This is a genomic window from Sorangium sp. So ce145, assembly GCF_051525985.1.
Taxonomy (GTDB): Bacteria; Myxococcota_A; Polyangia; order Polyangiales; family Polyangiaceae; genus Sorangium; species Sorangium cellulosum_B.
In genome coordinates, this window is sequence record NZ_CP150315.1 from 8,513,898 (window position 1) to 8,538,491 (window position 24,594).

Annotated in this window: 16 protein-coding genes; 8 read left to right on the forward strand and 8 right to left on the reverse strand. The window is 69.8% G+C overall.

Features of this window, described 5'->3' with window-relative positions:
* Window position 1: 1 nt before the first annotated feature.
* Entirely contained in the window at window positions 2-9,970 is a 9,969-nt protein-coding gene (locus WMF34_RS31445; RefSeq protein WP_437990109.1) for a LysM peptidoglycan-binding domain-containing protein, read from the forward strand.
* A gap of 242 nt (window positions 9,971-10,212) precedes the next feature.
* On the opposite strand, the gene WMF34_RS31450 is transcribed toward WMF34_RS31445, so the two are convergent.
* The gene (locus WMF34_RS31450; protein ID WP_437990110.1) at window positions 10,213-10,611 is read right to left on the reverse strand and encodes a hypothetical protein; all 399 of its coding nucleotides are present in this window, start codon (window positions 10,609-10,611) and stop codon (window positions 10,213-10,215) included.
* Between WMF34_RS31450 and WMF34_RS31455 the strand changes: the two genes are divergently transcribed.
* Entirely contained in the window at window positions 10,606-10,794 is a 189-nt protein-coding gene (locus tag WMF34_RS31455; RefSeq protein ID WP_049876424.1) for a hypothetical protein, read from the forward strand. The genes WMF34_RS31450 and WMF34_RS31455 overlap by 6 nt on opposite strands.
* A gap of 231 nt (window positions 10,795-11,025) precedes the next feature.
* On the opposite strand, the gene WMF34_RS31460 is transcribed toward WMF34_RS31455, so the two are convergent.
* Window positions 11,026-12,114, reverse strand: coding sequence for an AAA family ATPase (locus WMF34_RS31460; RefSeq protein ID WP_012238747.1), 1,089 nt, complete (start codon window positions 12,112-12,114; stop codon window positions 11,026-11,028).
* Between the two features lie 635 nt (window positions 12,115-12,749).
* Here WMF34_RS31460 and WMF34_RS31465 point away from each other — a divergent pair.
* From WMF34_RS31465 to WMF34_RS31475, 3 genes are all read left to right on the forward strand, one after another.
* Window positions 12,750-12,896 carry a hypothetical protein gene (locus WMF34_RS31465; protein WP_437990111.1) on the forward strand — a complete coding sequence of 49 codons (147 nt, stop codon included), beginning with the start codon at window positions 12,750-12,752 and terminating at the stop codon, window positions 12,894-12,896.
* A gap of 375 nt (window positions 12,897-13,271) precedes the next feature.
* Window positions 13,272-13,631, forward strand: a complete 360-nt coding sequence (locus WMF34_RS31470; protein WP_437990112.1) for a hypothetical protein — start codon at window positions 13,272-13,274, stop codon at window positions 13,629-13,631.
* A complete protein-coding gene (locus WMF34_RS31475; protein ID WP_437990113.1) occupies window positions 13,628-14,167 on the forward strand; it encodes a hypothetical protein in 540 nt (179 codons plus the stop codon). The genes WMF34_RS31470 and WMF34_RS31475 overlap by 4 nt, the downstream gene beginning before the upstream one ends.
* Window positions 14,168-14,275: 108 nt before the next feature.
* Here the strand turns inward: WMF34_RS31475 and WMF34_RS31480 are convergent, their stop codons facing one another.
* A complete protein-coding gene (locus tag WMF34_RS31480) occupies window positions 14,276-14,437 on the reverse strand; it encodes a hypothetical protein (protein ID WP_437990114.1) in 162 nt (53 codons plus the stop codon).
* Window positions 14,438-14,462: 25 nt separating this feature from the next.
* Here WMF34_RS31480 and WMF34_RS31485 point away from each other — a divergent pair, with 25 nt between their 5' ends.
* The gene (locus WMF34_RS31485) at window positions 14,463-15,353 is read left to right on the forward strand and encodes a hypothetical protein (RefSeq protein WP_437990115.1); all 891 of its coding nucleotides are present in this window, start codon (window positions 14,463-14,465) and stop codon (window positions 15,351-15,353) included.
* A 198-nt stretch (window positions 15,354-15,551) separates the two neighbouring features.
* On the opposite strand, the gene WMF34_RS31490 is transcribed toward WMF34_RS31485, so the two are convergent.
* The 3 genes from WMF34_RS31490 to WMF34_RS31500 are packed head-to-tail and all read right to left on the reverse strand — an operon-like array spanning window position 15,552 to window position 19,913.
* Window positions 15,552-17,108: a hypothetical protein gene (locus tag WMF34_RS31490; protein WP_437990116.1), complete on the reverse strand. Its 1,557-nt coding sequence runs from the start codon at window positions 17,106-17,108 to the stop codon at window positions 15,552-15,554.
* Between the two features lie 37 nt (window positions 17,109-17,145).
* Window positions 17,146-18,789: a hypothetical protein gene (locus tag WMF34_RS31495; protein WP_437994676.1), complete on the reverse strand. Its 1,644-nt coding sequence runs from the start codon at window positions 18,787-18,789 to the stop codon at window positions 17,146-17,148.
* A gap of 20 nt (window positions 18,790-18,809) precedes the next feature.
* Window positions 18,810-19,913 (reverse strand): hypothetical protein, encoded by a 1,104-nt coding sequence (locus WMF34_RS31500; protein WP_437990117.1) that lies wholly within the window; start codon window positions 19,911-19,913, stop codon window positions 18,810-18,812.
* A 220-nt stretch (window positions 19,914-20,133) separates the two neighbouring features.
* Here WMF34_RS31500 and WMF34_RS31505 point away from each other — a divergent pair, with 220 nt between their 5' ends.
* Window positions 20,134-21,186: an RNA polymerase sigma factor gene (locus WMF34_RS31505; RefSeq protein ID WP_437990118.1), complete on the forward strand. Its 1,053-nt coding sequence runs from the start codon at window positions 20,134-20,136 to the stop codon at window positions 21,184-21,186.
* A 138-nt stretch (window positions 21,187-21,324) separates the two neighbouring features.
* Here WMF34_RS31505 and WMF34_RS31510 read toward each other — a convergent pair whose 3' ends face one another.
* On the reverse strand, window positions 21,325-21,714 hold the full coding sequence (locus WMF34_RS31510) for a hypothetical protein (RefSeq protein WP_437990119.1): 390 nt from the start codon (window positions 21,712-21,714) through the stop codon (window positions 21,325-21,327).
* Between the two features lie 338 nt (window positions 21,715-22,052).
* Between WMF34_RS31510 and WMF34_RS31515 the strand changes: the two genes are divergently transcribed.
* Window positions 22,053-22,622 carry a sigma-70 family RNA polymerase sigma factor gene (locus WMF34_RS31515; protein ID WP_012238758.1) on the forward strand — a complete coding sequence of 190 codons (570 nt, stop codon included), beginning with the start codon at window positions 22,053-22,055 and terminating at the stop codon, window positions 22,620-22,622.
* Window positions 22,623-22,649: 27 nt separating this feature from the next.
* On the opposite strand, the gene WMF34_RS31520 is transcribed toward WMF34_RS31515, so the two are convergent.
* On the reverse strand, window positions 22,650-23,609 hold the full coding sequence (locus WMF34_RS31520; protein ID WP_437990120.1) for an ATPase: 960 nt from the start codon (window positions 23,607-23,609) through the stop codon (window positions 22,650-22,652).
* Window positions 23,610-24,594 lie beyond the last annotated feature (985 nt).

The window sequence follows — 24,594 nt, forward strand, 5'->3', positions numbered from 1 at the left end:
CATGGGACTGCCCGAGCTCGCCACACGCCTGCGTGCGCTCGCCTCCTCCGGCGGCGTCACGCTCGATCGGGCCACGCTCACGACCGGCACCGGTCTCACGCTGCCCGACACCTACGATGCGCTCGTGCGCGCCGCCTACGGGCTGGTCGCGGGCGAGTCGTGGGTGCTCTCGGTCAAGCCCGGCGACATCCCCGATCCTTCAGGAAACGAGCTCCGCATCACGGCCGGCACCTCGACCTTCACGCGGCTGAAGCTCAACAGCGTCGCGCTCGACCTGCGCTTCACCGTGGACGCGGGCTCGGCGGCGCTCAAGGTGACGGCCGAGATCGCGCTGCCCGGCGACTGGAAGTTCACATCGAGCTTCCCGCTGATGGGCGGCTACCCGTTCGACAGCGTCCCTTACGAGACGCCCGCCTTCGTCTTCGCCTCCGAGCACGTCGACTCTTACAAGGCCGCGCCCGCCACGGTGGCGCTCGACGCCGGATTGAACTTCGCCAGCATGCTCCGGATCGAAGGCATCCTCGCTCAGATCCGCCGCTTCGTCTCGCTCTCGCAGGACACCTTCCCGTTCTTCGGGCCGATCGACGTGACCGCGTCGGACGTGATCCCGGCGCTCAGCGCGCGCGCGCGACTGGCCGGCACGCTCGTCGCCCTTGGGCCATTGCGCGTCAGCTCGCCGTTCGTCGAATTGCGCGTGCAGTACGGCGCGAAGACGGGCCGCCGCACGGTCGTCTTCGTCTTCGGGATGCAGCTCGAGATCGGCCCCGGCGTCTCGGTCGAATTCACGGCGCTGATCTTCGAGAAGCCGATAGAGATGGTCATCGGCGTCGCCGCCACCCCCGATCATGCGATGACGCCCGACGCGCTCTTCGCGCTCGTCGGGGGCCAGTCGTGGGGTGACGCCGTCCCCGGCCCGCTGCGCTCTGCGCTCCAGAGCGTCGCCTTCAAGGACCTCGAGGCGCGCACCACCATCGCCACGCCACCGGCGCTCACCACGCTCACCACGCGCGTCGGCTCGACCAGGCCGCTCCAGCTCTTCGACCAGTTCACGCTCGACGAGTTCGACGTGATCTGGGTGCTCGAGCGCGACGGGGACACCTGGGACAGCAGGCTCCAGTTCGTCGCATGGTTCAAGTTCTACCCGGAGCTGTTCGAGGGCGAGTTCGAGATCGGCATCTCGACCGACCTGCAAATCTGGGGCTCCTACGCCGGCAGCGTCTCGCTCGCCAAGCTGCTCTCGACGATCACCCATGGCGCGGTGTCGCCGCCTTCGAGCACGGACTTCACGCTGACCGATTTCAGCGTCGCGCTCGACATCCCGCGCAAGAGCTTCTCGCTGGATGTCGCGGGCAGCGGCACCTTCGACCCGCTCGGCTCGGGGCTCCTCGTCCTCGATTCGGTCGAATTCTCGATCTCGTCGAACGCCTCGACGGCGGGGCGCACCTACGGTGCGAGCTTGAGCGCCGTGCTCGCCATGGCCGGGCTCCCGCTCGGCGTGACGGCCACGTACGCGACCGGCGCGGGCTGGGACTTCCTCGCCGCCATGCCGGCCGGCGCGACCGTCTCCCTCCAGGACTTCCTGCAGCGCCTCTTCCCCGACGCGGCAGTCCCGCCCTTCCTCGAACACGTGGTCCTGAGCAACGCGCGGCTCGCCGCCCACACGGGCGGAGGCGCGCCCGGATCCATCGACACGTCCGCGACAATCCAGCTGCGCGACGTCGGCCTCGGCCCGCTCGGCACGTACACGCTCATCGCGAACTTCCACCTCCAGCACGTCGGCGGCGACGCGCCGACGACAAGCGCCGGTTTCTCCTTCGCCACGACCCTCCCGGGCATCGGCGCGCGCGTCACCATCGGCTACGCCTTCACGAGCGGCGCGAGCAAGGTCGTCAGCGTCGCCTGGGGCGCCTTCGAGGCCGACTACGACATCACCGAGAGCTTGCTCACCTTCTCGGTCGGCGAGGCGACGCTCGGCGGACTGCTCGGCCAGATCGTCGGCCTGCTCCTCGGCGACGACGGGTACCGCCTCCCGCCGCCCTGGAGCGCGCTCAACGAGCTGAGCCTGCGCGGCCTCGAGATCGTCTATGACCTCAACGCCAAGACCGTCAGCGTCGACTACAGCCTGCCGAGCCCGATCCACCTCGGATTCCTGACGATCAACGGCCTTTCGATCCAGAAGAAGGAGAGGGTCATGGTCGCGTTCGACGCGACGTTCGTGGGCGGGCAGAAGGTGCCCGCCTTCGACCCGCTCGACAAACCGCCCGACGTGCCCGGCGGCGCCCCCATCGACCTGCGCCTGCTCGCGCTCGGCCAGCGCGTCACCGTCCCCGGCATCGAGACGTCGAAGAACATCGACGCGGCCATCCGGCTGCTCGCCTCGTTCACCGGCACGCCGGGCAGCGGCCTGCCGGTTGGGCCCGTCTTCAGCGCCTCCTCGCCGTGGCTCATCGGCCTCCACCTGCTGGTGATGGGCGCGACCGTGGAGCTGGAGATCGTCTTCGTCGATCCGCTCCTCTACGGGCTGCGCGTCGCGCTCAACGGCGAGAAGGCCGGCCCCTTCAAGGGCCTCGACTTCGAAATCCTCTACAAGCGCGTCACCGACACCATCGGTGTCTACCAGATCAGGCTCACGCTGCCCGACAAGATGCGCTTCCTCCAGTTCGGCGCGCTCGCCATCACGCTCCCCATCGTCGGGCTCGATATCTACACCAACGGCGACTTCAAGATCGACTTCGGCTTCCCGTGGAACATGGACTTCTCGCGCTCCTTCGGCGTGCAGTATTTCCCGTTCACGGGCGCTGGCGGGTTCTACTTCGCCAAGCTCTCGGGCGCGACGCAGACGGCCATCGGCAAGCCGTCCGTCCCCGGCACGTTCGACCCCGTCATCCAGTTCGGCGTGGGGCTCCAGCTCGGCCTCGGCAAAGACATCTCGGCGGGCGTCCTGGAGGCGGGCATCAGCATCACCGTCTTCGGCATCGTCGAGGGCATCCTCGCCCGCTGGGTGCCGGCGAGCATGACGGGCACGGCGCACGCGTCGGACGCCCTCGCGCCCGCGCGCGCTCTCGTGGCGACGGACGACGACCCGAACGCGTCACACGACGTGGGCAAGGCCTATTACTACAAACTCTCGGGCACCCTCGGGATCATCGGCACGGTTTACGGCTCGATCGATTTCGCCATCATCAAGGCCAGCCTGAACCTGACGATCATCATCTCGCTGCAAGCTGTCATCGAGGCGCACCAGCCGCTCCTCGTCGCCATCACGGCGAGCGTCGATGTTTCGCTCTCGGTCTCCATCGATCTCGGCCTCTTCTCGATCACCATCCACCTCTCGTTCACGACGACGATCCGCGAGTCGTTCACGCTCGGCAAGGCGACAGGTGCCCCGTGGGGCACGCTGGGGCCGCCGCCGCCGCCCGCGCTCCTCGCGGAGCGCGCCGCGATGGCCGCCCACATGGCCGCGCCCGATTTCCGCGCGCTCGCCGCGCTCGCCGCGGCCGACGACGATCGCGCCGAGGTCGATCTCACCTTCGTCATGCACCCGAGCGTGGCGAGCGACCCGTCGGACGCGACGACGGCCAGGGGCAAGCTCGCCGCGATGCTCTACCTCGACGCGCCCGACCCGACCTCGCCGCCGCCGCCGCTCCCGCCGCCCAACCAGCCGCTCCCGCCCGCGCCCACCTCGTTCGAGCGCTTCGCCGAGGCCGTCTTCCTGTGGGTCGTCGCCTCGTTCGGCGGCGCGGGCACGACGCGGCGCGCGTTCCTAGAGACGACCGTGACGCGCGCCCGCATCGCGGCGGCCTACGCCTACCTGACCGGCACGACCGACCAGCGGCCCATCTCCTACGACGACGACATCGTGCCGGGGCTCTACCCGCACCTGAAATTCGTCGTCAAGGCCGGCCAGAGCGTCCAGAACGCCGCGCCGTTCCCCGTCCTCCCCGAGCTGCGGCTCGTCGCGGGCGACATCAATCGCCGCTTCGGCGACGGCCTCGCAGTCGGCGACGACTACCTCGGCGCGCTCCGCGCCTACTTCGAGCAGCTCGCCGCCCGCTACCAGAACGATCTCCAGAAGAAGTACAACGGCGGGCCCCCGGCCCCGCAACGGATGACAGCGCGCACGTCCGCGCAGACCTCCTACGCGGCGGCCATCTTCGAGGACGTGGTGCTGATGCTCGCGCGCGGCATGACCAAGGCCGCGCTCGACGTGATGGACGCCTACGCCTACCCGTACGGCGGCAGAAAGCTCTCCGACATCGTCGGCGACTTCTTCGCGCTCGGAAACCCGCTCACCGTCGCGCAGCTCGCCGAGGCGAACAAGAACGTGCCGTTCACCGCCGGCGCCTCGCTCGCGCTCGCGCGCGTCCACTACCAGCTCGCCGCGGGCGACACGTTCGCCAGCGTGATCACGCGCTTCGGCGTGACGGACGCGGCCGCCGTCCTCTCCGACGCGGCGAACGCCGCGCAGGGCGGCGTCCTGCGCCCCGGCGTGCAGCTCGCTTCCGGAGCGCTCAGCTACACGACGCGGCCGGGCGACACGTTCGCGCGCATCGCCACGGGCGAGGCGGGGTGGGGCTACGCGGCGCTCGCCGACGCGTTGAAGGCTGCGCCCGACGCCATCCTCCCGCTCTCGCTCCTCGTCCTGCCAGCCGTCAGGTACACAACGGCCGAAGAGGACACGCTGACGGGCGTGGCGAACTCCTTTGGCCTCGACCCGGCGGACGTGGCCGGCGCGGCGGCCGATGTGCCCCATCTTTACGCCGACCCCGACGGGAAGCTCGAGCTCTCCGTGCCCGATCTCATCGCGCTCTCGCCGGCGATGGTCCTGGGGCGGATGCGCTCGAAGGAGGCCGCGGCCAACCTGGCGGGCGCGAACGCGCGCTTCCTCCTCTACGGGATGCGGCCGCCCTCACCCGTGGCCGGCACCCCGCCGCTCGGCGCGCCCGCCGCGCTCTACGAGCTCGACGCGCAGCAGATCGACCTGCCTCCGGTCGATCAGGCGACGCTCTCCATCGACGCGGCGCAGCCGTGGATCGATTTCAGCGGCGGGCCGTCGCCGCTCTCCGTGCAGCTCGACATCACCTCTGCGAAGTCGCTCGCCGGCCAGTTCACCGGCGTCGTCACGGCGCAGGGCGTCCCCGCGCACGTGGACTCGATCACGCCGCTCCCCACCTTCCACGACGACCCGCGCCGCTTCACGCTGCGCCGCACGGCCCTCGTGCAGGCGGCCGAGCCCATCGCCTACCCGTTCGACGGCAACACCTCCTCCGCCGCCGCGACGCCGCGCCTCTGGTTCGTGCCCGACGCCATGGCGCGCGCGCTGGCCGAGCCCAAGCGATTGCTGCCCGCCTTCACGCTCGAGGCGACCTCGGCTGGCAACCCGCCGGAGAAGACCGCCCCCCAGCGCTACGGCTGGGCCACGGTCGTCGATGTCGAGATCAAGCGCCACGCCAGCCTGCCCGACACCTACGAGGTCTTCGGCAGCGACGAGGCGGGCACGGCCCTGCTCGAAGCCCTGATCACGCCCGGCGCGAAGGCGGCCATCGCCGGCATCGCGCTGCTGACGGGCGCGAACGCGACGGGGCAGGTGCCGACCGGCTACACCGACGCGGGCCTCTCGAAGGTGCGCGCCTATCTCGTCAAGACGAACCTCTCGACGGAGACCAACCCGCGCGCGGCGCGCGGCGCGCTCGCGGCCCGGGCGCAGCCGAAGCTGACCGGCATCCTCAACGACCCGCTCGACTTCGTGCGCTTGCTCTGGGAGGCCAGCGTCACGCGCAGCGGCGGCTTCTCGCTGACCTACCGGCGCGAGGACGGGACGGGCCTCCCCGCGTCGATCTTCGCGCAGGGCGAGTCCGCCACGATCACCTTCATGATCCTGCACGCGGCCGACGGCGACGTCGTCCACCGCGGCGCGAACGCCGTGCTCGTCGGCGACGGATTCGACCCGGCGCGCTACAATCTCGCCGCCGTCTCGGCCGCGCTGCTCGTCGACTACGTCGCTCAGGGGACGGAGTCGCTCGACGACATCGTCGCGGCCTACCGTATCCCGGTCACGTCGCTCGGCGTCGCCGCCGCGCGGGCGCGGCTCTCGCCCTCGGCGACGCTCACGATCGGCGGCATCGTCCACCAGGTGCGAGGCCCGACGAAGGACAACCCTGCGACCGAGACGCTTGCGCAGATCGCGCAGGCTTACGGCGTCACGGCGCAGCAGATCGAGGACCTCAACCCCGGCGTCTCGTTCGACCCGCTCGCCGCGCGCACGCTGCTGCGCATCCCCGACATCTCGCGGACGGGCGCGCAGTTCGCGAGCCTCTCGGCGCTCACCGACGCGTTCGGCGTCGATGCCGGGGCGCTCGCGCTCACGAACCGCGCGCTGCCGAGCATCTTCGCCGCCTCGTCCGCGAACGCGCCCAACACGTTCACCTTCGACGACCAGCTCGTCGACCGCGTCCCGACGCTGCCGCCGGGCAACGTCGGCTTCGTCTTCACCCGTGACAACCCCGGCTCCGGCGGCGACCCGGCGACGGCGCTGGCCGCGCAGTTCAACCTGCTCGGCTTCGCCGTGGCCGAGAACGTCGCCTTCAACCCGACGGCGGACGCCCTCCCCCTCGGCCCGACCCTGGAGACGGGCGCGGCGACGCGCGCTGAGCTGCACGCCTTCGCCGACGCCCCCAGCTGGAAATACACGCAAGTGCTGTACGTCGCCGCCGCCGCCAAGGGCGCGAAGGCGGGCGACCCCTACGCGGGCGCCGGCTCCTACGTCCAGATCGCCTTCCACCTGCGCGACATGTTCGGCAACCTCGCGGCGTCGGCCATCACGGAGCCTTCGCTCGCGCCGCCGCAGCCGCTGAACGACGCGCCGCTGCGCGTCGCCTACACGGACGCGCTGCTCGGCCCCGGCTCCTGGCCGAGCGTCGGCGCCGAGTACCGATTCTGCCGCCCCGAAGGCACGAGCCGGCGCGTCCTGTCGCTCGCCTTCACGTTCGACGCGAGCCGCTACACGCCCGACTCGCCGCCGTCGCCCTCCCACGATCCGAACGACGTGCCGGCATGGCAGCAGCGCGCGCTGGCCGACCAGGTCGCCTTCCAGACCGTCGCGCGCCAGCTCTCCGCGCCCGGCGTCTCGCTCTACGCGAGCACGACGATGGACGGCGGCGCGGCGCACGGGCTGGACGCCGCCGCCTTCGCCGCCTTCGCGCAGAGCGCGGCCGACTACCTCGCCGGCGTCGCCGACGGGAAGACACCGCCGCTGCCCGTCGTGCCGAAGGCGGAGTTCGATGTGGCGCCCTCGAACCCGGCCGACATCTTCGCCCTGGAGGTCTCGATCGTCGTCGAGCGCCCGGCCTCGCAGGTCGACACGGCCTTCGTCGGCACGGCCGCCGAGCGCATCTCCACGCTCGTCTCGCCGCGCGCGGCCGCCAAGGAGGGGGCCGAGACGCAGGCGCTCGCCGCCTTCGCGCGGGACCTCGAAGCGGCTTACGTCGACGGCGACGTGTTCCTCAAGGTGGCGAGCGGGCGCTCGCAGCGCGACACGGCCGACGCCCCGACGGTCTGGATCGTGCGCCTGCGGACGAAGCCCGGCTCGCCCGCCGACCCGGGCATCGGCTTCGCCGCCACGGGGCCGGCGCGCTACTACGCCCCGCGCCCGCTCGCGAACGTGCTCATCTCGCGCGGCGACGTCCCCATCCTCGCCTACGATCCGCGGACGGGCGTCGACTGGGACAGCCCGAAGGAGACGGCCTTCTCCGGCATCGCCATGGACACGTGGGGACGGACGGCGCTGGCCGCGCTCGATCGCTTCCTCTCGCCCGACGTCGCCGGCGCCGCTTTCCTCATCGACTACGTCGATCCGGAGGAGAACGGCTACCTGCAGAAGCTCCTCCAGGTGAAGGCCGACCTCGCCGCCGACATCGCGCAGACGCTGGAGCCGATCCTCCAGATCCCGCCGCTCGATCCGGACGATCCGGCGCCGCTCGACGACGCGTCGGAGACGATGCGCCAGCAGATCCTCGCCAAGGCCGAGAACGCCTACATCGTCTCGGCCATCTGCCAGTTCCGCGCCGACGTCTCTTCGAAGTACGTCAACGACCCCGAAAAGGACCTCTACGCGCCGCGCTTCTACGGGAGCATCGGCGCGGCGCTCGGGCCCGCGCCCGGCGGCGCGGCGGGCAGCGCGCCCGAGTCGCGCCCGTGGTCGTTCACTGTCGCGCGGCCCGTCCTCGCTCCGAAGGGCGCCTTCGTCACGACGGCGCTGACCGTGGTCGACCCGACGGCGCAGTCGCACCTGCCGCTCGAGCTCGACTTCAAGCTCTCGAACATCGAGCACGACATCTCGAAGGGCGTGGACGGCGAGTACCTCGCTTCGTCGTGGCTCACCTTCGTCATCCCGTTCGACCGCGAGCCGCCGCAAGCGCCGAGGGTCGACACGCAGATCGGCGCGGTCGACATCCCCGTCGTCCTGCGCGTCATCCCGCCCGCCCCGTCGCTCGTCGCGCAGGACGCGTTGCCGACGCCGGACGACAGTCAGGATCTGGTCAAGGCGTTCGAGGACGCGAAGCGCTGGAGCTACGCCTTCACCTACGAGAAGGACGTTGTCGCGCAGGACACCATCGACTGCTCGGTCAGCTTCAACCTCGACGATGTGGCACCGTCCGGCACGCTCGGCGCGCGCCAGCTCGACCTCTTCGACTACCTCGCGCGCTTCGTCTCGGTCTGGCCGGACATGCTCCGCACGATGATCGACGTGCTCGTCCCCGAGAAGATCGATCTCGACCCGGCGAGCGACGCCTACAAGCGCGCGCGCAAGCTCGTCGGCGATTTCTACAAGCTCCTGGAGCCGATGCCCGCCGCGTGGGCGCTCTGGCAGGCGCGCCTGGAGCGCAGGCGCCTGCTCGCCGCGCGCGTCGCCGGGCCGCAGGTCTCGGAGTTCGCCTTCTCGGTGCAGGAGCAGGACGTGGGCGGCCTGCTCGTCGCGCGCCGCACGCTGGGCAAGAGCACGGCGCAGGTCTGGGACTCGGCCGCGAAGCAGCTCGTCCCGCTGCCGCCGCCGCAACTGACGATCGACGACGGAGCGACCGTCTGGACGGCCACGCCCTATGGCTCGCCCGACCCGGAGCTGTTCAAGTTCACGAGCGGCGGCCAGACGCTCACCTACCAGGCGGCGGAGGGGCTGCGCCAGCGCCGGCCGATCTTCAGCGGTCTGGCCGGCGGGCTCGACATCGCCGCTTACCAGAACGGCTGGTCGGCCGTGCAGGTCTCCCGCAACCGCGACCTCGTGCGCGACGCCCAGGGGAAGACCATCCCGACGACGCTCGACTTCATCTACGCGACGCCGGAGATCCGCTTCGCCTCGCGCGTCACGCCGATGCTGCTGCGCACGCGCGTCTTCGACGTGGCCGCGCTCTCGTCGCCGCCCTTGCAGACGCTGGCGACGCACATCCAGCGCGTGCTGGCGCTGCTCTTCGAGGGGACGGCCCCCGGCACGGAGCAGCTCGTGCGCCTCGACGGCGAGTACGCGCAGACCATCGGCGCCGGGCTGCCCCCGGCCGTCGCGCCGATCTTCCTCGGCGTGCCGACGCGCGTCACGCTCGACGGCGCGGCCACACTCGCCGAGAACGCCGCGGGCTACGTCGGCCGCTGGTTCGCCGAGAACAACCCCGCCGACGGCTCGTTCCACTTCACGCTGACGCTCTTCCCGACGCTCAGCAGCAGCCGGCTCCCGCTCTTGCAGATGACGCAGCTGTCGCTGGCACGGAAGGACGTCTCCGGCCTGCCTGGTCGACCGCGCGGCGGCGCGCCCGAACCTCCGGCCGGGGCCCGAGGCGAGCGGCGGCCGCAGAAGAAGCAGTCGAGCCCGCGGCAGAAGGAGTCGCCGGCTGCGCGTTCGGGGGAGCCTCCGGGGCCGGAGGAGCGGCTGGACGACGGGGCGGAGAAGCAGCCCGCCGCGCGCCCGAAGAAGCGGCATTGACGGACGCCCTGATCCGTCGAATTCAGCGATGGATCGGACCAGGTTTGGATCCGAATCAAGCTCCCTGAAGGCTTGACAAAGACGCCTCTCGACCCGTGCAATGGTCGGGGTCATGCGGCCGGCCAATCGTGCTCGCACGCATGGTCCCACAGCGGTTCGACGAGGTTGAGCTCCGGGCAGTATTCACGTACTTGCTGATGCCCCCCGCAAGACAGCTCCGTCAGGGATTCGTGATGCGCGACTCAGGGCAATTGCCCGTCATCACCCGGCTCGTCGTCTCCCACTTCGCCCGCCTCCGACTCGCCGTCTTCCGGCTCGGCCTCCTCCGGCTCGCCGCCATCCGCCCCCTCCTCTTCTCCTCCGCCGTGGGCGCCGCGGGAGACGGGGAACGGCGCATAGTCCTTCATCTTGTCGGTGCCCGCGTACCAGTACTCCGCGGCGGCGCGCAGCCTCCGCTCGGCGTCGCCGCTGCCCGCCCGGATCGCCATGAGCCGCTTCTGCCCTTCGGGGCTCTTCTTGAAGCGGAGATCGAAGAAGCGGAGGAGCGATTGCTTGATCTGGGCGGCCTCGGCGGCCGGCTTCTCGAAGGCCGCGGCGGCCCGCTCCTGGCGCTGCTGCGCCGCTTGCCAGCGCGATTGCACGACGCGCAGGAGCTCGATCTTCTCACGAAGCCCGACTTCCTCGTCGCGCCCGACGGCCGCGTGCTCGCGAGCAAGTACGGCGAGCACGCGGGCGATCAGTGGTCGGTCGACGAGGTCCTCGCGCTGACGCGTGCGCCTGCGGTGTCGAGCGTGCGCGCGGCGGCCGAGGTGTGCGCGCGGTGATGGAGCACCCGAGGGCTCGGCCAGCGACAACCTCGACGGTCTGCTCGAAGTCGTAGCCAGGAAGACGAGCCGCTCCCGCCCTCAGACGGCAAGCCCGCCCCGACGACCGCCTCCCCCGCCGCCGCCCTGAGCTGTCGAGCTCGGCCAGGTCGCTTCCCTCCGCTTGACGAGGAAAAGAGATCTCCTCCCCTCGCGCCGGCTCCGCTCGCAGGGCTCACGCGGGGGCGGACGTCATTCATTCTCTGCCGCGCCGCGCGCCAGCACCGTCTCGCCACCGTTCTTGTCAAGCTCGATGAGCCGGCAGGGCGTCGCCTTCCGGATCCGCTCTGCCAGCGGGCGGGAGTGCGTCGTGATCCACAGCTGACTCCGGGATGCCGCGTGCACAAGGAGATCCCCGAGCGGCCCGAGCAGATCCGGATGCAGGCTCGTCTCTGGCTCGTTCAGCGCCAGCAGCAGCGGAGGCCTCGGGCTCAGCAGCGCTGCCAGGAGGCAGAGATAGCGCGCCGTGCCGTCCGAGAACTCGCGGGCGTCGAGCGGCCGCGACATCCCTGGCAACCCGAGCTCGACGCGGAACCGCCCCTGCGTCGAGGAGACCTCGAGCGATGCGCCAGCGAACGCGCTGGAAACGGCATCCTTCAAGGCGCCCCTGTCGCCGATATCGAGGATCGTCGCCAGCGCCGCGGCCAGATCGTGGCCATCGGTGCTGAGCACCGGCGTCCGCACCCCGACCTGCTCCACCCGCAACGGCGCGCCGGAGTCGGTGCGGAAGTGGTGATAGAACCGGAAGTTCATCAGCTGTTGCCGCACCACCGAGAGCAACGGAAAGCGGTGCGGCTCCACCACTTGCGCCAGCACCGACTCCGAGCCCCAGAGCGAGAAGGGAAAGGTCACGCGGTGGCCGTCCGCGTCGCGCACGAAGGCCGAGCCCGCGGCCCGCTCCAGCATCGGCAGGCGGCGGCGCTTGTCGAGCAGCCAGAGGTTCTCTTCCTTGATGTCCGGGTCCAGCTGGAACGGCCCTCCAGGCGGCGGCGTCAGCCCGCATTGAAGCTCGTAGACGAGCTGATCCAGCCGCACCCGCAGCGTCATCCGCACCGGGCCTTTGCTGCGCCCGCCGGCCCAGAGCACCGAGGGCATCCCCCCCTCTTCGGCCAGGGTGCGCGCAAAGCTCCCGCTCGCCGCGGCGCCCAGCAGCACCATGGTACGATAGAGGTTGGTCTTGCCGACGCCGTTCGGTCCGACGATGACATTGACCTGCGCGAGGGGGAGGGTCAGCTCGCGGATCGAGCGATATCCCGCGACGTGAAGCTCCTGGACCGTCATCCCGCCGAGGATAGCCCAGACGGGTTCGTTTCGGCATCGATGGGCTCCTTCCCCCGTGCGTAAGACAGCAGGCTGACCGTCAGGTTCCGGGAGATGCCGAACAGCGTGCCATCCTCGGCGCCCTCTCGCCCTGCCTGTTCACGGCTCCGGGCCGCGGGCTGCGCTCGCACGCGACGTCGTGCCGCCTGGTGGACGCCGCAAACCGCGGGCGAGCGGAGTACCCAAGGTGGAACGTCATGATCGACAGGCTGGGGGATCGATACGGCCTTCAAAACGAATCGTTCCACATCTTGGCAGGGTGGGTCGACTCGGCCGACTCGGCCCGCATTTGGCTCACCGACCAAACGGCGCTCAGCTTCTACAAGCGCCGCGCGAGCTTGGGGGCCGTCGCCGTCCACCGTCCACCTGGTCAAGCTCGAGGCCATCGCCGGCGAGCTCCTCGGGCGCGGGGCCTGCCGCCACGGCCTGCAGAACGGCCGCGGGTGTCGAGGTCGACTTCCGCGAGCGCGCGATCACGCTGGCGTCATACATGGCGCCGGAGCAGATAGCGGGGCCGCGGGGTCAAGGAACACCGCGGCGGGATCCGCACCTTCCGGCGGACCGGAGGCGGCGGTTGATGAGAGGATGGATGCCTGATGAAAAGAGCGTGTTCTCCCGGGTGCGGCGCGGTGGCCATCTCCTTTAGCTCGGATCCCCGGGATTGGGTGTGGGTCGGCGTGGTCCTGCTCGTGCTCGTCGGCGCCTGCGTCGCGCTCGTCCGCCGCTCCCGGCGCCGTCGCTGACGCGGTAGGCCGCCTGCACTCCGTAGGGGGCGTTGCTCGCTTGGGGCGGCGCCTGGCGGGGGAGCAGCCGCGGGGTCGAGCTGGACGCCGCGAGTACTGCACGCTCTGGACGGAACGATCCGCGTCCATTGTGGTCCTCTCGTCTGGATTCCGTTTGACGCCGGATCCCTGTTATCAGAAGAACCGCCCGCGTCGCCACGTTGCTCGTCTGTTGCGGAGAGGGGAGAAGCGGAGAGGCCGACAGAGAGCCCGACGAGCGCGCCAGACCCGTGCCCCGGATTCGGCGACATATCCGGAGACGAAGCGACCTTCTTGAGCTGTAGCGACGCGTGTAGCTCGAAGTGCCCGCCGCCTGGAATGGCCCCATGGATATATGTGGATTTCGATCCGTCGGCATTCAGGTTTGTCACCATCATCGATGACGACGACACGGGCAAAGGCGCGGGGTGGCAAGAGGCCAAGGCCAAACTGAATTTTAAGAGACTTACTGTTCCGCATGAGATCAAGAGCTGGTTCTGCGCTTTCACCATCGGCATGCCGCTCCGGACCGAGATTTATGGACCAATCGATGCAGACCGTGCAGCCAGCATCAGCGAGGAGATTACGGAGGAGGTAGCAAACCGCATGGACTACCATCTCCCGCAGGGAATATTCTGTAGTAGGTTCATCGACCAGACGCGGGCGACGTTCAAGTCCAAGTACAAACGGCTCGGTGCAACGGTGACGAATCCATGACGATAACTCGCTCCGAGCTTCTCGACGTCGTCTACCGATTCTACCCGCGGGGCGTGCACAACACCGATCGCATCTACGTGCCTCCGGGCGAGCCCGTTTACAAGGACACGGAAGAGCACCGCCGCCTGGTGGAAGCCGCAGACCGCGGGCGAGCGGAGTACGCAAGGTGGAAGGCAATGATCGACCGGCTGGGGGATCGATACGACCTTCAAAACGAGTCGCTCCACATCTTGGCAAGGTGGGTCGACTCGGCCTACTCGGCCCGCATCTGGCTCACCGAAGAAACGGCGCTTAGCTTCCACGTGTCCCTGCTCGGGCCATACTACGGGATCCATCTCCCCGGCATCCCCGAGGAGGAGCCGGTGGCGCTTGATATCGCCCGGGAAATCGAGTCCACGTACCCTGGCTACCGGCCGATCCCGCCGGAGATCGGGAACGAGGTCGTGCCGGATGTGGCGATGATCGTGGTGTTGATGGGCGAGGCGACGATCTACATGTGCCTCTTATCGGACAAGTGGACTTGGGTGGATCCGTAGCTGTTCCCCTGGGTGAATGCCGCCCGCGTGGCCGAGCACGCTATTGGATGGACAGAGCTGAAACATCGACTCCGGGATTGTGAGACTATGAAACACAACGTTGAAGAGCTACTCGGCATCGTCTATCGATACTATCCCCGTGGGGTCGGGATTATGGATGACGGCGATATCGACGTCCAGCGATGCATGGAGACCGAAGAGCACGACCGGCTCGTGCGCGCGGATCCAGGCATCGAAGAGCGACCGATGGCACGACCTGCGGCGTCGCATCCAAGACGGATTCCCTGGTAGGTTCATGAACCATTCGCTGCACCTCCCCACCGGAGGCCTCGACGCCTGTTACTCTTTTTCGATCGACATGCCGGAGTCCACGGGTCGAACGCTATGGTTCCATGTGAGCTTTCTGGTTCCTTACTATATCGTCCATTGCGAACGCACGATCGATATCGTAAAGCGAACGAGGAACTCGTTCTCGGTCAAGTTTCTAGGACTACATTTCATCGTTCCGCGCAGCCCGTTCGATCCGAGGTTCGTCGCTCGTCCGGACGATGCGCAAAAGTTTGCCATCATCGGGAGGGAATATGCCACCTTCGATCTGTTGCCCGACGAGCATCCATGCGCGGAGTGGATCTCCGGCGACATCGAAGCGACCTTCGGTTGCGAACGGATGCCGCCGGAGATCGGGACTGTGCTCGTGCCCGATGTGATGCCGGGCCTGCGTCTCCCCGGGGAGGCTAGACTCTACGACTGCCTGTTCACGGACCAGCACAGGTGGGTGGAGCCATCGCCGTCTGATGAGCCGGCACCCGGCGTCCAGATCGAAGCGAGCAACCTGACACAGCCCCTCATCGCGGTGCTCACGGTGCTCACGGCGCTCTACTGCATCTTGTGGCCCCTGATGCCAGAGTTGCAGAGCGGTTCTTGCTACTCCGTGGTCGAGACGGCCGGAGTCCTTCGCAAGGACGAGTTGATCGACACGCTCGCGAAGATTCGCGTGCTCCTTGAGCCGCCGAAGACTCCATGGGGCATCGCTGCCAGGCGCGAGCTCGAAGCTGCCTCGCGCGAGCTCGAAGCGCTGGTCGCCTCGTGGGACGGCGAAGGCGAGCCGCCGGCCGCCATGGTCGCCTGGGCCTGGAGCTTCCTGGCGAGTTGGCCCGTGAACTCAGAGCCCGCAGCTTCCTCGTAGCACGACTGCTGGAAATTGTCCCGATCGGCAGAAGAGCCGCCGAGATCGCCAAGAGGAGAGCGGGAGGGCCGTCCGGGTATGTCCCCTCCTACTCCCATGGTTTCTAGGCATCACGGCGGTTCGCTTCGCTGCCTGCCTTGCTGAAATCGTGGCAGCCGCCGTGGAGGTCCGTGCCGTTCTCCCATGACGTGACTTCGGCTACTCAGGGAACCGAAACGTCTCGACGGCGATGCCGTCCTCCCCCGTGAGCACGTCGCCGGACCAATCCCAGCTCGTGCCGCCCGGGCCCGGCAGCCCGATCTCGAAGGTGACCCGCTCGAGCGTGAGCTGGTCCTCGTCGAGGTAGGCGATGCCGATCGAGTCCCCACCGCGCCCGGGGCCGCCGTAACCGCCGTCGCCTCCGGGGCCGCCGCTGCCCCCCTGGCAGGACCACATGCCGTCCCCCAAGGCGCCTCCTGGAGCGCCTCGGCCGGCCTTGCCGCCCTCCTCCGGCTCCCCGCCGTCGCCGCCTTGGCCCCCGTCGTCGCTGATGATGAAGCTATCGCGCACCGTCACCGTCGCGTGGAGCGCCAGGATCCCGATGCTCGGCTGGGCGTTCCCGCCCGCTCGGCCGCCCCGCCCCCCGCAACCGCCCGCGCCTCCGGAGCCGCCGCCGGCGCCGCCCTGGGTGGCCACGCCGCACACCGCGAGCCCACCGCGACGCCCGCCACCCCCGCCGCCGCCTTGGCCCGGCATCCCCCGGGCGCCATCGCCGGCCCAATCGCCGTGCCATCCGGTCTCATCGAGCCGCCCGCGGCCCTTGCCCGGTGCGCCGGCGGCGCCCCACATGCCGCTTTTCCCGGTGGTGCCGCTGCTGCAACCCCCGTCTGCCTGGCTGCCACGTCCTCCACTTCCCTGGTGCCGTGGGTTCGGCTCGGGTACGGGCTCGCCGTCCTCCCCATCTCCGGCGCCGTCGGCGAGCCCGTCGCCCCCCTTGCCACCGACGCTCGGGATCCCTCCCTCGCAGGAGTTCACCGCTCGAGCCCCACCCGGGACCGTCGCTGCGGAGCACGCGTCTCCCCCATACTGCCCGTCCGGTCCTTCCGCTGCCCGGCCCGGCCATCCGTCCCCATCGTGGCCCCCCAATCCGTAGTCGGCATCGATCCAGCTTCCGACGATCTCCACCGCGGCGCCCGACCGAACGATCATCCCGATATGCATTTGGCTGCGGATGAACATGTGATCGATGACCGAGACCCCGTCCGCTGCCCCCGTGTCGCCGGCGCGCGCCGGCTCGACGATCAGCGCGATCTGCCCGACCGAGAGGGGACCGAGCTTGCTCATGCCCTGCGACACGGTTTGAACCTCCTTCACGCGTTCCCATTCCAACGTGCTGAAGCCTCCGTAGATATCCACCCCGGAAGGCAGCGTGAGGGACTCGTCGAAGCCATCGTTGTTGGCGAACACGCGACCGCGCCCGGTGCGCGCAAGCTCGATGCCGCGCTGGATGGAACGAACCGGCCTGTCCTTCGTGCCGGGGTTCGCGTCGTCGCCGCCGAAGAACGGATTGTGGACGAACACGCCGCAGCCATCGACCGCCTTGCCGTTCGCAAGGTGCTCCAGGCAGACGGACTCGGGGATCGGATCGCCTCCACACGTCGATGGTCCGTCGCACGGCGGCGCACCGTTCGGGTCGTCCACCCCCGGTGCGGTCCCGCAGCCGGCCGAGGCGAGCGGCAGCGCAACGACAAGGAGGATCGCGGAATTCAGGTTCATGGGCATCCCTCGATGGCCGCGTGTCGCGCGGCGCGATTCAATGGATCGGCTCGCCTGCCGCGGGGAAGGCGACCAGTTGACCTTGTGGGCCGCGTTCCCCTTTGCCCACCTCGTCCTCCGTGCCGGCGTTCCCCGCGAAACCGCCGTCACCGGCGCCTCCGACACTCACCGTGGTGCCGGGTCGAATGGCGAAGTTGGGCACCACGTAGGCAATGCCGACGGATGCGCCACCGAGCCCGCCGCCGGCATCACCTCCGCGACCGCCGTTGCCTCCATAGCCTCCGCGGCACGCGCCCCACAGCACGCCGTCTCCAGCATAACCGACGCCGCCGTGAGCGCCCTGGCGACCAACGCCGCCCGGTTGGCCAGTTCCGCCGACGCCGCCATGGCCGCCGTTGCCAGTGCGCACGTCGGTGTTGGCCACGGTCAGGTCCGTGCCCTCCAGCGCGACGATACCGATGCTCGCGCCGCCATAGGCGCCGCCCTTGCCGCCCTCGCCACCGCAGCCCCCGCTCCCCCCCGATCCGCCGGCCGCACCACGTTGGGGGCGGCTTGTCGGACACGCAAACATGAGCCCGCGCGACTTGCTGCCGCCGCCGCCGCCGCCGCCGTAGCCGACGCCGCCCTTCGTCCCGTCCTCACCACGGACACCGGTCCATCCATCGTCGCTGAGGAAGCCTGGACCCAAGGCGCCATCCGCACGACCACCGTCGGCGCCGTCTGCGCCATCGCCCCCGTCCTCGCATCGCGTTTGATCCGCGCCGAGCCCCGCGTGGCTGTCGCGATCGGGATCCTCCGCGAGCGCCGGCTGTCCCGGTGCGCCATCGCCGCCCACGTCGAGTCCGCCGTCACCGCCGTAGCCGCCCGTCGACTCGATGCCGTCGCCGCACACGGTGACCACCGGAAGGGCGCCCACCGCAGCGTCTACAGTACATGCGTTCGCGCCGTTGTTCCCTACGACGCCGTCCGGCGCCCGCTCGGTGTCCGCGTCCTCTCCCGGCTCCCCGTCCTTGCCGTTGCCGGCGACGATCACGCTGTCCTGCACGATCGCCGTGGCCCCCGTGCTCAAAATCACCGCGATCGACGACTTGCCATCGGGCGCCGAGGCGTCCGCCGCCACGACGCGCACGCCGGCGATCACCGACGTCGTGTCGTCCCCCGCGACCGCCTTACCCTCCTCCCGGAGGACCCGCAGCGGGATCCCCCCCGGCGGAGCGATGATCGTCGGGTGATCGGGCCCGCCGAATGAGCCCTCGTACGACCAGTCCCCGCCGTCACACAGGCGCCCGCCCCAGAGGTCGACCCCCGAGGGCAGCGTGATCGTCTCCGCGAACTCCCCGCCGCACGCATACACGCGCAGGGTCGCGTCCTCGCCGCGGCTCCGCCCGTGCGCGGCCAGCCCGATCGCGTGCTGCAACGTCCTCACCGGCGCGTCCTTCGTGCCAGGGCTCCTGTCGTCACCCGACAGCGGGCTGACGAACACGCCGCATTCATCCAGCGCCGGCGCCGTGCCGGGCTCTCCCTCGCACGGACCGGGCGGAGGCACCGGCTCGGGCTCGCACGCCTCCACCTCCCAGCAAGGGTCGGAGTACGGACACCCTGTCAGCGTGCTCGCGCCGCACACGCAGATCGCAAGAGCGACGACACCCCGCGCCGCGCGCCGGCCTTCCTTCGAACGCATCGTCTCGGCCCCCGATGTCGTCACCACGACCCCTCGAGCATCACGCCGATCTCTCGCCCGGTCGCCACGGGCGACGCGTGGATCCGATCCCGAGCCGGCGTGAGCCCCAGGAAGGAGAAGTCCGTGAAGAAGGAAGCGGCGGTCGCTGCCCCGATCACACCGCCGGTGATGAGCAGGGCCGTGCCCACGCCCGCGGACAGGTTGCGCTCGTCTCGAAGGCGGAGCAGGTCAGCGCACGCCGGTCTGTCCGCCGCTTGAAAGCACCTGGACCCGCTCGGCGTCGCGCCGCCGTTGAGCCCGTCGCGGCGTTCGCTCAGATCGCCGTCGAGATTCGTGGCCCGGATCATGAGCAGGCTGCCCACCGACAGGGTGGCCGTCGTGGCGGCGATCCCCGCGATGCGCAGCGTCGCCGGCCACGACGCCGGCTGCCCGGGAGCCTGCGGGCGCGCAACGGGCGGCGCGCTCGAGCGCTTGGGCACGACGGGCGTGTCGCCCTTGCCGCTGCTCTCGGCCGAGCGCAGCAACTGGAACGTCATGATGGGCTCGGTCCCCGCCTGCGCGTCCAGCGTCTGGGTGCCTTCCCCGCGGTCCGGTGCCTGGGCCCGCACCATGTGCTTGCCAGGCTCGAAGAACAGTGTGTAGGTCCGCCTGGGCCGGCCGATGGACTTGCCGCCGACGAACACCTCGGCATCCGGCGGATCCACCGAGAGATAGAGGGTGGCGAGGAACGGAACGGCCTTGGCCAGGCCATCCGCGAAGCCTCTTTGCTGCTCGGGAGAAAGCGCCTTGCGCCGCTCAAGGCTCCAGGCCAGGTGCTCCGCCGCGTCACGGAACTTGCGCAGCTTGAGCTCGCAGAGGCCCAGCTCTCCGGCGATCTCGGCGGCCTCTCTCTCTGTGACGGATGTCGCGTCGATCGCCTCGAAGGCCGCCGTGTAGGCAGCGTGCGCCTCGGACCACTTGCCCGACGACCGAGCTTGCCGGGCGCGGCGAAGGTGATCTTTTGCGATCGAATCGCCGCTTCGTGCGGGGGCTGGATTCCTGTCCTCCGCACGGACCGGATGCGTCGTGCCAATCGCGACGCCAAGCACCAGGCATGCCCAGAGCGATTGCCCGACAAAACGCATGCAAGGACCCTACTTGCGCCAGCGGTGGCGCGTCAACGGCACGGAAAGTGTCATGACCTGAACGGTTAGATGAGAAAATCCCACCCCATCGGGGAATGCAGCTTCGCTGCTCTTGCGGTCGCGGACGCCGCACCCCCGCGTGTCGCACATTACCCGACCGACGCTGGGGCGCGCTGCATTTTTTTGAAGCCCTCCAGGCGGCTCAGGTGTTCTACCGGTTATGGGCGAGCCAGGCCGCACCCCCACCGGCTTCAAGTTCCTCCGGCGCCTCGCGAGACGATCCGGTGTCCCTGCGCGACACGCAGAGGACGTCGCGCAGGAGGCCTTGCTGCGGGGGCTGGAAGCGGATCAGCGGCTCGATCTCGGGGAGGGCCGGGCGGCCTACGGTGCCACCATCGTCCTGAACCAGGCGCGGAACCACGTCCGGAACGCACGCCGTCGGGGGGAGGTCCTGACCTCGTTCGACGACCACGAGCTTCAGGCGGAGGGCCCGACTCCGGAGGAGATGCTCCGCAAGCAGCAGCGGGAGGCGCTCCTCCGCGACCTGATCAGCCAGGTCGACCCCAGGTACCGCGACGTCTTGATCAAGCACGAGCTCGAGGAGGTGCCGCTCGTCGAGATCGCCTCCGAGCTGGGGCTCAACCCGAAGACGGTGAAGACACACCATCTCCGAGCGCTAAAGGACCTCGCCGCGGCCGTGAAACGGCGGAGGGCGCGGCAGCACCCGCACGGAGGGGACGACGTCGCGTGCGTCCCGTTCGCCTTCGGTCTGCGCGGCCGCGAGGGGTGGCTGAGCAAGTTGGGCCGCCTGGGCATCAAGATCCTGGCGCAGGGAGCGGTCGTCGTGCTGACCGGCGCCGTCCTCTCGACGTTGCCGGACTCGTTCAACCCGGAGTCGTGGTTGCGGGCGGTGGTGGCGCGCGCTCCTGCGCCCGCGCCGGCCGTGGAGGAGGTCGCGCCGCCGCCGGCCCAACTTCCCATGCGCGCGGCGGCCTCGCCGACCGCGCAGGAGATCGCGCGGCCCGCGCAGGGCCGAGACGCACGGGGGCTCGCTCCCTCAGGCGCGCCGGTTCGTCGCAGCCCGCTCCCCGTCCGCGCCGTGGTCCCAGCCGTCAGCGAGCGCGAGCAGCGCCTCATCGACGAGGCCCGAAGGGCCATCGAGGATCATGACGCGGTCGCAGAGGCGCGCCGATCGCTCGAGACGCACGCACGGGAGTTCCCGCAAGGACAGCTCGCCGCGGAGCGTGAAGCGCTCCTGACGCGAATTCGCTGACTCCTCGTCGTCACTCCGACAGCTGGCGGGCGGTGACGCAGGTGATGTCGTCGGACAGCACAAGGCCGAGATCTGCCTTGCGTCCCGACAAGGATGTTCACGTCCAGGAGACGAAACACGATGGATGGGATGGAGGATTTACTTGGCGCGATGTGGCTCATCTCGCCGCTCGGGCTCGCGATGATTGCCTGCGTCGCGATCGGCTTCGCGGTCACCGCGCGCGAAGCGCTGGGACGGGAGCGGGGGCTTCGCGAGGCGCGCGAGCACGCGCACGATGACGAGGAGGCCGCCCTCGCCGATGCGAAAGAGCAGGCAGCGGGGGAGCGGGACCGCTACCGGCGCCTTCTCGACTGTCACGTCGACGCGGCGCTCGCGGAGCTGACGGACGCGCGCGCGCCCCGTCCCCTGGCCAGGAACGGTCCTCGAGTCGTTCTGCGCGACGATGCCTTCGTGGAGGAGAAAGCTGGCCGAGAGCACGGGGTTGGAACCAAGGGAGGTGGAGCGCTTGCTGAGGAGCGATCTCCCCATGACGCCCGGCCTCGCGCGGCAGCTGGAGGGGAGGCCGAGCTCGCCCGTCGCGCCGCGACCCTGACGAGCTTCCCGCTCCAGCGTGACGAAGGCGGGCCGGGTTCCGCGAACGCCCCCGATTGGGAGGACGTGGAGCGCTCCGCGCTGAACACGACGCTTCCGGGAGTAGGGGACCATGGGTGAGCGCAGCCATGCTTCGCGTTCGACTGAGCAGCGACGGCTGGCGTCTTCCTTGGGGCGCAGACGCCTGCGGGGAAGGCCGCGAATCGGTGCCGCAGGAGTGCGGGTACGCGACATCATCAGATGAAGGGCGATTTCCCACGAGAGAGGGTGAAGCCATGGGTCGTCCGTCGGATGAAGACGAGCGTGCCGCCGCGTACGCGCGCTTGTTTTGCCCGGCGCTGGTTCGCGCCGTACCGCGCTGGCTCGCGAGGCTGGGGGTCCCGCTGTGGCATCGTGCCGACGTCGCAGGCCAAGTCTGGCTCAACGCCTGGGAGAGCTGGCCCAGGTTCGATCCGAAGCGCGGCAGGCCTGAACGCTGGTTGAACGCGATCGCCGTACACGTCGCCGCGCACTACCACGAGCGGTTGCAGCACCGCAGGGAGGAGCTCGTCGATTTGATCGATGTGCCCGATCCAGCACCGGATGCCTTTGCTGCGATGGAATCCCACAGCATCAGAACGGGCACCATCGACGCGGTGAACGAGCTTGATCCGCAGCTGCGCTTTGTTCTCATGGCACACGATCTGGATGGGATCCCGATGGGCCAGGTGGCAGAAGACGCGGGGCTACCTCTCTCTACGCTCTACAAGCGACGCACAAAGGCCCTCGGCGCGCTGCGCGACGGCCGATCGCCTCGTGCACGCCACGAGCCGCAACGTGATCCCCGAGGACGACGGCGCGGCTGAGGGCGCTGGCGATCGTGATGCGCGAGCTCAGGGCGATTGCCCCTCATCGCCCGGCTCGTCGTCTCCCGACGCGCTCTCCGCCGACTCGCCGTCTTCCGGCTCGGCCTCCTCCGGCTCGCCGCCATCCGTCCCCTCCTCTTCTCCTCCGCCGTGGGCGCCGCGGGAGACGGGGAACGGCGCATAGTCCTTCATCTTGTCGGTGCCCGCGTACCAGTACTCCGCGGCGGCGCGCAGCCTCCGCTCGGCGTTCACGACGAGGGTGTACGCGGCGTCGCGGAGCTTGCGCGAGCGCACCGTCTCGAGAGAGAGCGTCTTGTCGGCGAGCATGCGCGCGAGCACCGGCGAGAGCTCGCGGAGGCGGTCCGCCGCGGCGGCCTCGCCGCGAGGCGCCTTTTGAACGGCCTCCGCGTGCTCGGAGCAGAGCAAGAGGAGATCGGAGGCGTCCTGGACCAGATCCGCGTCGCCGCTGCCCGCCCGGATCGCCATGAGCCGCTTTTGCCCTTCGGGGCTCTTCTTGAAGCGGAGATCGAAGAAGCGGAGGAGCGATTGCTTGATCTGGACGGCCTCGGCGGCCGGCTTCTCGAAGGCCGCGGCGGCCCGCTCCTGGCGCTGCTGCGCCGCTTGCCAGCGCGATTGCACGACGCGCAGGAGCTCGATCTTCTCACGAAGCCCGCGGATCTCCTCGCGCGTGAGCGGGGGCTCGTCGTCGGGAAACGGCGTGCGCACGAGATCCGCCGCGTCGCGCTCGGCGGCGAGCTGGATGCGGCTCGACCAGATGACGCGGCGAGCGAGCTTGCCTGGAAAGAGAAAGGCGTTATCGCCGAGCGACTCGGCCTCTCGGAGCAGCTCGGCCTCTCGCTCGGCGCTCAGCGTGAACTCGGGCGCACCGCCCGACGAGCGGCGCGCGCCTCCGGCGTCGCTCGAAGCGCGCGTGCTCTGGGCGTTCTTGGTCCTGGATGAAACGGCGGTGGGTGCCTTCGGTGCCATGGCGATGAGATGTCTCCTTGTCGAGGTCAGCGCCCCTCCGAGCAGAGGCGCGGTCGCTCAATGAGGGAATCGGCGCCGCCGAGGCTTCGGGTCACAGGAGAGCACGATACCGACGCTTTCGTCGCAAGGGCGCAAGGGCGCAAGGGCGCAAGGGCGCAAGGAGACAGAGGCCCAGCGCAAACGGACGCCGAGGCTGCGCAGCAGCGGCGACGGCCGTGCGCAGGCGTCGCGCTATAGTAACGTAGACCACCAACTGGGCGCGTAGGAGGGCGCCGGGGCTGCGCAGGAGCTAGGTGATCGTACGATAGGACACCAAAGTGGATGCGCAGGAGGGTTGCCGGGGCCGCGCAGGAGGCACGCGATCATACGATAGGACACCCGAATGGGTGCGCAGGAGGGTCGCGGGGGCTGCGCAGGAGGGCGCCGGGGCTGCGCAGGAGGGCGGCCGGGACCGCGCAGCAGGAGCGCCGGGGCTGCGCAGGAGGGCGCCGGGGCTGCGCAGGAGGACGGCCGGGACCGCGCAGCAGGAGCGCCGAGGCTGCGCAGGAGGGCGCCGGGGCTGCGCAGCAGGAGCGCCGGGGCTGCGCAGGAGGGCGCCGAGTCCGCACAGGAGGGCGGCCGGGGCTGCGCAGCAGGAGCGCCGGGGCTGCGCAGGAGGGCGCCAAGGCCGCACAGCAGGACTGCCGGGGTGAACGACCGGGGGCCCTGGTAACACGTTCCTGAGCTACAGGTCCCTGCTCCGGGAGGACTGGAAACAGGGACCGGATCCTCGTCGACGCGACACGCTCGCCGCACTTTCTCGGACCGCCTGGATCTATACACGAACCGCTCCCCGTGGTCGCGGTACACACGAGCCTCTCCTCATGATCCGGCGTGAGTTCGCGCAGGTCACCGCGCCATGGCGCGCGTTGATGGCGACGGGGGCGGCAAGGCACCTTGACCTGCGGTGATTACGCCTGCTCTGCCTGCACCGGCTCGAGCGGGT